Source organism: Thermosynechococcus sp. OHK43, assembly GCF_014466085.1.
Classification (GTDB): Bacteria; Cyanobacteriota; Cyanobacteriia; order Thermosynechococcales; family Thermosynechococcaceae; genus Thermosynechococcus.
In genome coordinates, this window is the sequence record NZ_JACOMP010000156.1 from 1 (window position 1) to 11,641 (window position 11,641).

Annotated in this window: 10 protein-coding genes, 1 tRNA gene and 1 pseudogene; 8 read left to right on the top strand and 4 right to left on the bottom strand. The window is 52.6% G+C overall.

Going from position 1 to position 11,641, the window contains the following annotated elements; translation table 11 throughout:
- Positions 1 to 37: 37 nt before the first annotated feature.
- On the top strand, positions 38 to 1,423 hold the full coding sequence (gene pxcA, locus H8Q75_RS06540) for a proton extrusion protein PcxA (RefSeq protein ID WP_024125675.1): 1,386 nt from the start codon (positions 38 to 40) through the stop codon (positions 1,421 to 1,423).
- Here pxcA and H8Q75_RS11970 read toward each other — a convergent pair.
- Positions 1,424 to 1,759 (bottom strand): annotated as a pseudogene (locus tag H8Q75_RS11970) (MerR family DNA-binding protein); the annotation flags it as partial. It lies immediately after the preceding gene.
- A gap of 141 nt (positions 1,760 to 1,900) precedes the next feature.
- Here H8Q75_RS11970 and H8Q75_RS06550 point away from each other — a divergent pair.
- The 5 genes from H8Q75_RS06550 to H8Q75_RS06570 all read left to right on the top strand — a co-directional run bounded on the left by H8Q75_RS06550 (position 1,901) and on the right by H8Q75_RS06570 (position 6,263).
- Positions 1,901 to 1,981, top strand: a tRNA-Leu gene (locus H8Q75_RS06550).
- Between the two features lie 195 nt (positions 1,982 to 2,176).
- Positions 2,177 to 2,566, top strand: a complete 390-nt coding sequence (folB, locus tag H8Q75_RS06555) for a dihydroneopterin aldolase (RefSeq protein ID WP_024125674.1) — start codon at positions 2,177 to 2,179, stop codon at positions 2,564 to 2,566.
- The gene (locus H8Q75_RS06560; protein WP_297040949.1) at positions 2,550 to 4,601 is read left to right on the top strand and encodes a thioredoxin domain-containing protein; all 2,052 of its coding nucleotides are present in this window, start codon (positions 2,550 to 2,552) and stop codon (positions 4,599 to 4,601) included. The genes folB and H8Q75_RS06560 overlap by 17 nt, the downstream gene beginning before the upstream one ends.
- Positions 4,594 to 5,685 carry a glycine cleavage system aminomethyltransferase GcvT gene (gene gcvT, locus H8Q75_RS06565; protein WP_297040950.1) on the top strand — a complete coding sequence of 364 codons (1,092 nt, stop codon included), beginning with the start codon at positions 4,594 to 4,596 and terminating at the stop codon, positions 5,683 to 5,685. The genes H8Q75_RS06560 and gcvT overlap by 8 nt, the downstream gene beginning before the upstream one ends.
- A 35-nt stretch (positions 5,686 to 5,720) precedes the next feature.
- Positions 5,721 to 6,263: a hypothetical protein gene (locus tag H8Q75_RS06570; protein WP_024125671.1), complete on the top strand. Its 543-nt coding sequence runs from the start codon at positions 5,721 to 5,723 to the stop codon at positions 6,261 to 6,263.
- Here H8Q75_RS06570 and H8Q75_RS06575 read toward each other — a convergent pair.
- The 3 genes from H8Q75_RS06575 to hemE are packed head-to-tail and all read right to left on the bottom strand — an operon-like array spanning position 6,260 to position 8,728.
- Positions 6,260 to 6,727 (bottom strand): EVE domain-containing protein, encoded by a 468-nt coding sequence (locus H8Q75_RS06575; protein WP_024125670.1) that lies wholly within the window; start codon positions 6,725 to 6,727, stop codon positions 6,260 to 6,262. The two genes, H8Q75_RS06570 and H8Q75_RS06575, sit on opposite strands and share 4 nt — an antisense overlap.
- 22 nt (positions 6,728 to 6,749) lie before the next feature.
- Entirely contained in the window at positions 6,750 to 7,697 is a 948-nt protein-coding gene (locus H8Q75_RS06580) for an NAD(P)-dependent oxidoreductase (protein WP_024125669.1), read from the bottom strand.
- Positions 7,697 to 8,728 (bottom strand): uroporphyrinogen decarboxylase, encoded by a 1,032-nt coding sequence (gene hemE / locus H8Q75_RS06585; protein ID WP_297040951.1) that lies wholly within the window; start codon positions 8,726 to 8,728, stop codon positions 7,697 to 7,699. Before hemE ends, H8Q75_RS06580 begins: the two co-directional genes overlap by 1 nt.
- Positions 8,729 to 8,887: 159 nt before the next feature.
- Between hemE and H8Q75_RS06590 the strand changes: the two genes are divergently transcribed.
- Both H8Q75_RS06590 and H8Q75_RS06595 read left to right on the top strand, forming a co-directional pair.
- Positions 8,888 to 10,270, top strand: a complete 1,383-nt coding sequence (locus H8Q75_RS06590) for a CheR family methyltransferase (protein WP_024125667.1) — start codon at positions 8,888 to 8,890, stop codon at positions 10,268 to 10,270.
- 504 nt (positions 10,271 to 10,774) lie between these two features.
- On the top strand, positions 10,775 to 11,641 hold an 867-nt coding region (locus tag H8Q75_RS06595), incomplete at its 3' end, for a response regulator (RefSeq protein ID WP_297040952.1).

The following is an 11,641-nucleotide window of genomic DNA, read 5'->3' on the forward strand; positions in this document are numbered from 1 at the left end:
TTTACTGCTTTTGCGGCAGCCATTGAGAAGAACAGGAATGTCCAGCAATCCCTTTGTTCGCCTTAGAAACTGGATCAAGCATGCACAACAGTGGTATCTCACAACTCCTAACCGGGCCCTACAGGAAGCCTATGAAGCCGCTCTGAAAATTCGCGCCATTGAACTGGAACACTTTGACGGTCAACCCATTAGTCCCCTCAATCTGCCCGTGGGCGAAGTCTCTAGCTATTTCGAGACAGAGCTAAAACAACTGCTGAAAACCATTCGTATGCGGATGGCAGAGTTTCGGGCAAGCCGTCAAATTTTGCCCCTTGCTCCCCCCCAAAGCCCCCCCACTCCTGTCAACGATAGGGTCAATGGTGCAACGGAAACCTATACAGTGACGGCTACCGTCAGTGACACGACGGCGGAACCCAGCGTTTATGAAAAGCTGCGGGTCATTGATGCCACCCTCAATCGCTATAAACGGCAGCGGGAAAAGGAACTCAATGCCCTAGCCCGTCCTAGCCTCAGTCGCCAAGACCCCCAACAACGCCAGCAGGCAGCCGCCCTCGACAAAATTGAGGAGGATTCTCTTTATCTCTCGGAATATATTAGTGATGATCTCACCAGTGATTCCAAGCTGGATAGCAGCAGCTTTATTCCCCGCTCGATTTTGCGCACCGCCGATCGCTTTCGCCGCGAACTCAATTCCGATGAAGCCACTGAAGCTGAAGTCGTTCGTGATTTTCGCACCTCAAAGTTGCGTACCCGCCTGGCGGTTCGTTTTATGCTGTTGCTCGTGATTTTGCCCCTGTTGACTCAGCAAATTTCCAAGGCGCTCATCGTCAGCCCCCTTGTTAACCACTTTAAGGCGGTGGGGCAAATTGAACGGATTATTAACTCCCAACTGGAGGACAACATCCTTGATGAACTGGCCCGCTTTGAGAACAAAATTCGCTTTGAAAGCCTTGTGAGTAATGTGCCGATTTCCTCAGAGGAGATTCAAAACCGCATCCGCGAAAAGGCGATCGAGCTCTCCACAGAATATCAAAAGGAACTGATTGAACCCCTGAAAAACATCCTCTCCGACGCCTTGGGTTTTGCGGTCTTTTTGGGACTGGTGTTTACAGGTCAACGGCAACTGGCCATTGTCAAGGCCTTTTTGGATGAGGTGGTCTATGGCCTCAGTGACAGCGCCAAGGCCTTTGTGATTATTCTATTTACGGATGTCTTTGTCGGATTCCACTCTCCCCACGGCTGGGAGGTGCTGGTGAATAATACCCTCGAGCACTTTGGCTTTCCTCGCAATGAGGACTTTATCAATATGTTCATCGCCACCTTTCCAGTGATGCTGGATACAGTGTTTAAGTATTGGATTTTCCGTTATCTCAACCAGATTTCCCCTTCGGCAGTGGCCACCTACAAGAATATGAACGAGTAGTTAGGAGCGCATCACTGGCGGGGGAATGGGACAGATCGCGCCCTTTAGGGGTTGTGGGGGCGATCGCCAGTCGGATAGGAGGCCTTGTAATTCCTGTTTAAGAATGTGTAACTGGTAGCCAATTTCTCCTCTAACTTTTCCTTGATGGGGTCACAGGGAATCTCACCGCGATCGTCTACCTCAAGAAAGGCCTTGATCTCCCTCAGAGTAAAACCAAGGGACTGGACAGTTTAATAAAGCTCAGGCGAGCAAAGAAACGATAGCCACCACGGGTTCTGCCAACGGCAACAGCTCTAACTCCTCATAGTAGCGAATCCTCTTGACGGTGACACTGCTGCTGTATTCATGGCAGTTCTGCCAAGATCAGCGAGTAAGAGATTTTAGAAAGGAGGAGCTTCTCTCCCGAATTTTCTGCTATCGAGAGGCCAGAGACTACTTTCAGAAATTTAGGAATCTGCGCTATAATGACAAAGCTACGCGGATGTGGCGGAATTGGTATACGCGCACGTTTGAGGGGCGTGTGGCTTTGCCTTGCGAGTTCGAGTCTCGCCATCCGCATTGGGTTTTCCCCAAAAGAGCATCTAGGAGGGGGGCGATCGCCCCCGTGGCATTGCCAATCCAGGCCACAGTGAAGGCAAGGTCTCTAAAGGGAAAGCTCGCCATCGGCAGCATTTTGGCGATACAGTGATCAAAGAGCAGGAGACAAAAAAATCAATCCGCCCAGAAGACTTTTTCCTGCCTGGTTATGGATGCATGTCCTTGAGCGAGTCCACCACTGACTGTCTGCACCTTTCGGGAATGCGTTACTACGGCTATACGGGCGCTCTCCCAGAGGAACAAATTCTTGGCCAGTGGTTTGAGATTGATATTAGACTTTGGTTTGATATGGCACCCGCCGCCGCCAGCGATCGCTTGGAGGACACCCTTGACTATCGCCCTCTTTTGCAAGCCATTGAGCAGTTAATGCAGCAGCAGCGCTTTCAGTTAATCGAGACCCTAGCGGCAGCCATTATCAGCCTTTGCCTTGCACCGCCCCAAGTGCAGCGGGCTGCTGTGCGTGTGACAAAGCTCGCCCCGCCCGTGCCCAACTTTACGGGTCAAATTAGCGTCGAAATGGTACGCCCCCATGCCGAATCGCCTTAGCCAGTGCCAAAGCCTCTATCTGCGCAAGCACGCCGAAAACCCCATTGACTGGTGGCCGTGGTGTGATGAAGCCCTGGCCAAAGCCGCTGCGGAGGATCGGGTGATTTTTCTCTCGATTGGCTATTCCAGTTGCCACTGGTGCACTGTGATGGAGGGGGAAGCCTTCTCGGATCTGGAGATTGCCGCCTATCTCAATGCCTATTTCCTGCCGATTAAGGTGGATCGCGAGGAGCGGCCCGATATTGACAGCATCTATATGCAGGCGTTGCAACTGATGACGGGTCAAGGGGGCTGGCCGCTGAATATCTTTCTTACCCCTCAGGATCGCCGTCCCTTTTATGGGGGAACCTACTTTCCGGTGCAGCCGCGCTATGGCCGCCCGGGGTTTTTGCAGGTGTTGCACGCGGTGCGTCGCTTCTATGACCAAGAAAAAGAGAAGCTCACTGCTCACCAGGCCACCCTGTGGCAGTATCTGGCACCCCCCACCGAGACGGGAAAGGCCGTCCCCCTGACTGAAGAACTGCTAAGGGCAGGGATTGATCAAGTGACGCCGATTTTGCGCGATCGCCCCCAAGGCACCTGCTTCCCCATGATGCCCTATGCCCAAATGCTCCTACAGGGGCTGGCTTTAAGTCCGAATCCCCCAGAACTGTTGCACCTGTGTCGGCGGCGGGGACACCACCTCTTGCAGGGGGGCATCTATGACCACGTTGGCGGTGGTTGGCATCGCTACACCGTGGATCCCCAGTGGACAGTGCCCCACTTTGAAAAAATGCTCTACGACAATGGCCAGATTGTGACCTACTTAGCGCGGCTGTGGCAGCAGGGCGATCGCTTTCCCCAGATTCCCGCTGCAATTGCCCAAACAATTCAATGGCTGGATCGCGAAATGACCGCCCCTGAGGGGTACTTCTATGCAGCTCAGGATGCTGATAGCTTTGTCAATGCCAATGACCCCGAACCCGAGGAGGGCGCCTTTTATTGCTGGCAGTACGCGGAGCTAGAGCAGACCCTCACCCCAACGGAATTGAGACAACTGCAAGCCCACTTTGACCTCTCTGCCAGTGGCAACTTCGAGGGCAAGATTGTGCTCAAGCAAGTGCGCCCTCCAGAGGATCCTCAGGCGCTGGGGCCGATTCTGCGCAAACTCTTTGCCCGCCGCTATGGTGCCGATACGCCCATGGATCAGCCCTTTCCTGTGGCCACTGATAACGCAACTGCCAAAGGGCGGGCTTGGCCAGGACGAATTCCCCCTGTCACCGATACAAAAATGATTTTGGCTTGGAATAGCCTGATGATTACTGGCTTAGCGACGGCAGCCCAAGTCTGGAGAGAGCACACCTACTGGCAGCGAGCAGCTAAAGCGGCTCAATGGCTCCACGATCATCAGTATCAACAGAGCAAACTCTATCGCCTCAATTATGGGGGCACCGTGGCGGAGGTAGCTCAGGCCGAGGATTATGCCTACTGGATCCAAGCTCTCCTTGCCCTGCATCAAGCCAGTTTAGCCGTGGGGGAGGCGGCGCAGCCGTGGTTGGCGTTGGCCACCCAGTATCAAACCCTGTTTGATCAGGAATTGGGGGCAAAGGATGGGGGCTACTACAATGCACCAGAGCGAGCTGATTTGATTGTGCGCCAGCGGGAAGGTCTAGATAATGCCACACCTTCTGCCAATGGGGTGGCGATCGCCAACTTGGTTCAACTCTTTTTGCTCACAGAAAATCCTACCTACCTCGAACAGGCAGAAAAGGGACTGCGCTTTTTTAGCCAATTCATGCGGGAGGCCCCCCAAAGCTGTCCCAGCTTATTGGCAGCATTACAGTGGTATCTTCACCCTGTCTGTGTCCAACTTCGTTCTGATCAGGCAGCCTCCCTCTGGGATCGCTATTTACCAACCGCCGTGCTCAAAGTTCGCGATGACCTAGAGCCTATGGCCTTGGTCTGTGAAGGCTGGCGCTGCCGTGAACCGGCGCTGACCGCCGCTCAACTCGAACAACAACTAGATAGTCTATTTCCGGTAGTCACCGATGAGTGAATCCTTACGGCACACCCCTCTCTATCCCCTGCATCAGGAAGCACGGTTTACCACCTTTGGCAACTGGGAAATGCCCCTGCACTACAGTAGCATTTTGCAGGAACACCAAGCGGTGCGGCAGCAGGTAGGGATGTTTGATATTTCCCATATGGGCAAGTTTGTGTTGCGGGGCGATGGGGTGGTAGCCGCGCTGCAAAACTTGGTGCCCACAAATCTGAGCCAGGTCCAGCCCGGTCAAGCCAAGTATACGGTTCTTCTCAATGCCGCCGGGGGGATTGTGGATGATCTCATTCTCTACATTGACGAGGGTCAAGTGCGCTGTATTGTCAATGCAGCCACAACCTCTAAGGATTGGGATTGGTTTCAAACGCATTTACCGGCCGGTATTGAGCTAATCGATGAGTCGGCGACCCAGGTGCTGATTGCTCTTCAAGGGCCGGCGGCAACGGCAACGCTGTCTCCCCTGTGCGATCGCCCCCTAGGGGCAATCAAGGCCTATCGCCATACTCAAGTCAACCTACTGGGACAGCCCGCTTGGATCGCACGCACCGGCTACACGGGCGAAGATGGTTGGGAAATGCTTGTCCCGGCCGAAGTGGGACAACAGTTGTGGCAAACCCTGTTGGCGGCAGGTGTTACTCCCTGTGGGTTGGGGGCGCGGGATACGCTGCGGCTGGAGGCAGCCATGCTCCTCTACGGCCAGGATATGGATGAGCAAACCACCCCCCTAGAGGCGGGTCTCGATGGGTTAATTGATTGGCAAAAGCCCGATTTTGTGGGTCGTGCTGCCCTTTTAGCGCAAAAGCAGCGGGGCATTGAGCGGCAATTGGTGGGGTTAGAACTACTGGGCAAAGGCATTGCTCGCCACGGCTACCCAATCTATGCAGGAGCCCAGGCTGTGGGGGAGGTTACCAGTGGCACCCTATCGCCCACGTTGGGGAAGGCGATCGCCCTTGGCTATGTCTTTCCAGAGTTTGCCCACATAGGTCGTGAACTGGCGGTGCAGGTGCGCGATCGCTGGGTGCCAGCAGTGGTGGTGCCTCGCCCCTTTTATCGCCGGTCGCGGTCAACCGCTAAAATTTAATCTATCCATGCTGAAACGTCATTCATACTGGAATCATGCTGGAAACTTGCCCACGCTGTGGCGCCCGTTTAGGGAAACCCTTATCCTCTGGCCGCCAAGTGTGTAGCGCCTGCGGCTGGAGTACGGTTGTGGTTGAGCGATCGTCTCCAGCACCGCCAACGGGATTACCGCTGCTGTTGAATCAGATGGGGCGGTTGATCAAGCGTTTTTTCCAGTATTTGGGGGTGCAACTGCAGCTATGGTGGCGATCGCTGACCTGCCGTTCTCAGCAGCAACAACCTCGCCGGAATCTATGGGAGAGCTTGGTGAGAAAACTGCAACACCTTGAAGAGAAAATTCCCAGCGGTGATCCCAACATAGAGTGGCTGACTCCCGAAGAGGCATTTCAACTCCTAGGGGGAGACCTAAACAATCCCCACTCCAAGGTGAGCAGCCTCGATGGCAAACGGCGGATTGGCTTATCTGCTTTTCGGCGACTGGTGAATACTGCCGAGTATGCGGATTTTGGTTTCCAGTATTCCAGCGATCGCCACGTCAAAAATTTACCCTATCTACGCCCTCTGTCTCGTCAACCCTAGGGCGATCGCAAGCTGAGAATGATTTGCCACTCCGATTCAGTAACCGGTTGGACCGAAAGACGGCAGCCCTTTTGCAGCAGCAGCATCCCTTCAAGGCCACGGGTTTGCCGCAGTTCCGGCAGCGTAATTGGGGGCAAAAAGTCACGGCGATATTGGATATCCACCATAAACCAGCGGGGATTGTCAGGGGTGCTTTTGGGGTCAAAGTAGCGACTGTCAGGGTTCCAAGCAAAGTGATCGGGATAGGCGGGCCTGACAACTTCAGCAATGCCCATGATTGCCGGTGGGTTGGCATTACTGTGGTAGAAAAGCACGCGATCGCCCACTTGCATACAATCGCGCATCAAATTGCGAGCTTGGTAGTTGCGTACCCCTTCCCAACAGGTGGTTTGTTGTGGAGCCGCCTTCAAATCCTCCCAGGAAAAAACGCTTGGTTCCGACTTCAGTAACCAAATGCCTGCCATCAAAGAGTCTCTAACTGGAGGTTTAGCGGTCTGTTGTGCCCAAACTACAGCGTAGCAAATCCGCTACCGTCCCACAGTAGGGAGTTAGCCCCAAGGCTTGAGGATTGAGCACCGTTTCGTAGGTAAAGTTGCGGTAGTTCAAGCAGAAATAATCCCAAGGGGACATCTGCACCCGAAAGACCCGCACAAGGAAGTTGATCACTGGCAAGGTCAAGGGGATTTGGCCATAGATGCGGAGCTTGGCAGCGGCACACAACTGCGCCAGCATCTCATTGACGGTCATTGGCGGGTTACCCAGAGCCACGCGGCGGGGTACTGGATACTCCGGATGCTGCAATAGGTAAAGAACCACTTGGGCAATATCGCGGGCATGGATAAAGTGAAAACTGGCATCGGCGCGGAAAAAGCGAGCCAGCCACAACCACTTGAGGACTTCCCCCATGCCTGCGGTGATAAAGGAAGGACGCTTGCCATCGGGGCCACCGCCAAAAACCATCGTTGGAAAAAGTTCAATCAGGCGATCGGCCACAGGCAACTCCTCAATGGCATGAAGACAGGCATACTTTGAGCGAATATAGTCAGTGCCTAGGGTACCTGCCTCCGGCAGCGGTTGCATCTGATGATTGAGAATACTGGCTGTTGAAAAATAAAATACCCGCTGGCAGCGCTGTGGATCCAGTTGCCTGAGAAGCTGGCAGGTTTGCTCGTAGTTAATGGCAAAGACATTGCTCCCCCCCCAGGCGGTTGCCGTCAGGATGGCCACATCAAAGGTGGGTAGCAGCGGTTCCAATGGCGTTAGATCCATCAGATCTGCCTGAACCAGATTCACCCCCGATCGCTGGCAAGGATCAATATGTAGGCGTGAAGAATCCCGCACCAGCAAAAACAATTCATGATCCGTCTGTTGGATCAGGGCCTCAGAAATGTATTGACCAATGCAGCCAGTGGCACCTGTGATTAGAATTCGCATTAGGCGAGGGACTTCACCAAGTCAAAGAGAAAGGCCACATTTTCCTCAGGGGTACCTTGAAGAACGCCGTGGCCAAGGTTAAAGATATATTTTCCCTTGCGACCCGCCTCAATTATGGCCAAAGACCGCTCTTTGAGTACTGGCTGCGGGGCAAAGAGGATCACAGGGTCTAAATTTCCCTGCAGACCAACACTAGGGGGGAACTGCTGACGAATGGTGCCAATATCAACAGTCCAGTCGAGGCTGACAATGTCTACTCCCGTTGCTGCCATGCGATCCACAATTGCGGCACTGCCATTGATGTAGAGGATGATGGGCACATCGGGGTAGACCGCTTTGACCTGCTGGATCACCCGCTTTTGGTAGGGAAACGCAAAGGTGTTGTAGTCCTGACGGCTGAGTTGACCTGCCCAGGAATCAAAAAGTTGCACCACTTGGGCGCCGCAGTCAATTTGATAGCAGAGGTAGTCAGCAATGGCCGTGGCCAAATGGTTCAGAAATTTGTGGAGCAGGTCTGGCTCGTGGTAGGCCATGGCTTTAATTTGGATGTAGTCCTTGGAGCTTTTGCCCTCAATGGCATAGGCCGCAAGGGTCCAGGGGGCACCGGCAAACCCCAGTACTGCGGCGCGATCGCCAACTTCTTGGCGCAGTGTGGCCAGAATTGGACGAATAAAAGGACAGGCCGCCTCCGGCTCCAAGGGATGGAGTTGTTGCACCTGCTCTAGGGTGCGGATGGGCGGGTCAATCATTGGCCCTTTACTTTCAACAATGTCAAAGGGAATGCCGATGCCGGGTAAGGGCGTGAGAATATCCGAAAAGAGAATCACACCATCAGGCGCAAAGGCGCGGAAAGGCTGGAGCGATATCTCAATGGCGAGTTCCGGAATTTCCGATCGCTCGCGAAACGAGGGATAGCGATCGCGCAGGTCACGATAGACCTTCATGTAGCGCCCAGCTTGCCGCATCAACCAAATGGGAGGACGCTCAACGCTTTCACCACGGGCAGCACGCAAAAGTAAAGGGGTGGTCATCCTAAAACTGAGAATATCCAAGGGTTTTCAATCCCTCTGCCGGGATCGCTCAGCAACGCCCATGAAGACTTGCCGGCGATTGTCAGAGTTCAACCTTACAATCATACCCTAGGGGGCGATCGCACACCAGTGCTACCTCCTTGTTGTTGAATTGATCCTATGAACGATCAATTACTTGAACAGTTTGTAGAGCTGATTCGTTGCCAAACTGGCATCAGCATTCGCCCCCAAGACAAACCCTACCTAAGCCGTAAGCTCCTGAATCGCTGTCGTGCTCTCAATTATCAGCATCCCAGCGAGTATCTCGCCCTCTTAGCCAAGCCCCAGTTCACCCATAGTCAACAGGAATGGAAACAATTAGCAGATCTCATTACCACCGGTGAGAGCTATTTTTTTCGAGATCAAGGTCAGATCAAACTCTTGCGGGAACGTTTACTGCCCGATCTAATTGCCCGTCATCAGCAGGATCGGACATTGCGGCTTGTCAGTGCTGGCTGTTCCACAGGGGAGGAGGTTTATTCCTTAGCTATTTTACTTAAGGAACTCCTGCCAAATCCCACTGACTGGCAATTAAGCATTGTCGGATATGACCTCAGTCAAGCGGCAATCTCCAAAGCGCAGGCAGGCATCTATGGTCATTGGTCTTTTCGGGGAATAGATCCGAGCCTGCAAGCTCGGTACTTTCGGGAGACTGGTCGAGGGTGGAAAGTGATACCTTCCCTACGTCAATGGGTACGTTTCCGCTGCCTTAACCTGCTGAATGTTGCAGAGTATGATCTACCCCCTGGCAGCGTGGATCTGATTGTCTGCCGTAATGTCCTTATCTACTTGGACAGTGCTGCTATTCAGCAGATCCTGGGGGCTTTTGTCTCACTATTGCGCGCTGATGGCTATTTGCTCACCGGACACACAGAACTGCAAGGACAGGACCTCGGCCCGCTGCAAGTCCTGAGTTTTCCAGAGTCAGTCGTTTATCAATTAAGTCGCCATCCACTGAGTCACCCTAACACTCCATCCATGCCACCCCCTATTCCCGTCCTATCCCTTGAGGAGCAAACAAGGATTGCCCTCAGGGAACGCAACTACAACCATGCTCTGATTTTGGCACAACAGTGGCAGCAGTCTCAGCCCAACAATGAAGAGTGTCTGTTATTGATGGCGCAAATCCACGCCGATCAAGGCCGTTACACCAAGGCGATCGCCCTTGGGCAACAACTCCTCTCCCTCAACCCCCAAAACATTCCTGCGCTCTTTCTCCTTGCTCATATTGCCCAGGAGCAACAGGATAAAACAGCCGCCAAAGAGTATCTACGGCGGATTCTCTTCCTGAGTCCAAATACAGTAGAGGCCTATGTTGAACTCATTGAACTCCACCTTAGTGAGCAAGAGCTTGATCCTGTTGCCCCTCTCCTAGCAACAGTGGAAACGCTGCTTCAGAAGCAGCCAGAGGATCAGATCGTTCCTTTTCGCCAAGGGGTTACGGTAGCACTGCTGCGTCATTACCTGAGACAGATTACCGCCATATCTATCCCACGAGCCTAGGAGTGTGGTGAAATTCCTCGCATTAACCTAGTTTTAATCTCAAGAGCGGAAGTCAGAAAAACTCAGTAAAGACAAGAAGTACAAAGTAATGATGAATGTAACTTTCAATACACTCACCTCATGAATACTTGCCTTAAGATTGACCTAGCCAAATCAATCTGCTAATTAGCTATTCTGAGCAGCAGGGTGGGGGACTAAATTTTTACTTCTGACAAGTATCCATTGTGTTCACAAGGAGGGGCCATGCAGGCTTTTGAAAATATGACTGTCTACCGGCCTAGTGAGTCTTTAGAGGCTGTCCTACCCTTACCAAAGCTGCTAGAAACAATTAAATTCCAGGAATTTACTGGTATTTTGAAGGTAGCAGCAACGATCCCAGAAATACAACGTCAATTAGTGTATTATCTTGGCTGCTACCAGGGCGGATTGACCTTTGTAGAGGCTCATCTTCCTAGCCCTGCCGACCTCCTACACCTGTTAGGGAAAATGCTCAAGGTGGCCTTTATGGACACCCTGATTGAGTATGCCCGTAGTCGCACAAAAAATGCCTCCCATCGCTCTCATTTAGAAGCAGTCATCAGGATACAAGCACTGAGTTGGGAGAGTATTGAAAAAAAAATGATTCAACGCTCAACGGTGCTTTTAGAACGCTTGGCTCCCTACAGTTGCTCTGTCCAGTTGCAAACGGACGCCAGTTGTGATCTATGCTACGGCGATGATGGTCATGGAATTGACCCAGAAGTCATTTTACAGCAGATTGAGAGTCGCAAATATCTTTGGCAACAGTTTTATCCGACCATTCCTTCCCTAGAAGCCATCCCTTGCGTGCATGCAGGGGCCTTAGATGCAATCCACCACGAAGCTACCCTGCATCATCTCAAGACTTGGGTCACGGGTGACAGAACTATTGCTGACATTGCTGAGGGAACTTACAAAGACTCTTTAGCTTTAGCATCCCTCTATATGCACTGGGTTAAGGATGGTCTGCTAGGATTTGTGACCACAGCGGCCACTTGTGTCAAGTCGCCTGTTGTTTTAACGGTGGACGACAGTCCGATTGTACAGGCCATGATTCGCCGTGCCCTTAGCGATCGCTATGAAGTCATCAGTGCTACAAATGCGCTAGATGCCCTCTCTTTATTAGATGATCACGATGTTTCCCTGATTATCTTAGATGTGACCATGCCAGAAATGGATGGCTTTGATTTTTGCCGCACAATTCGCAAAATTGAGAAGTTTAAGCACATTCCAGTTATCATGCTGACAGCTAAGGATGGCCTCATTGACCGCGCCAGGGGGCACATGGCTGGTACCAATGCCTATCTCACGAAGCCTGTAGACCGCGAATTGCTCCTCAGTACAATTGAGAAA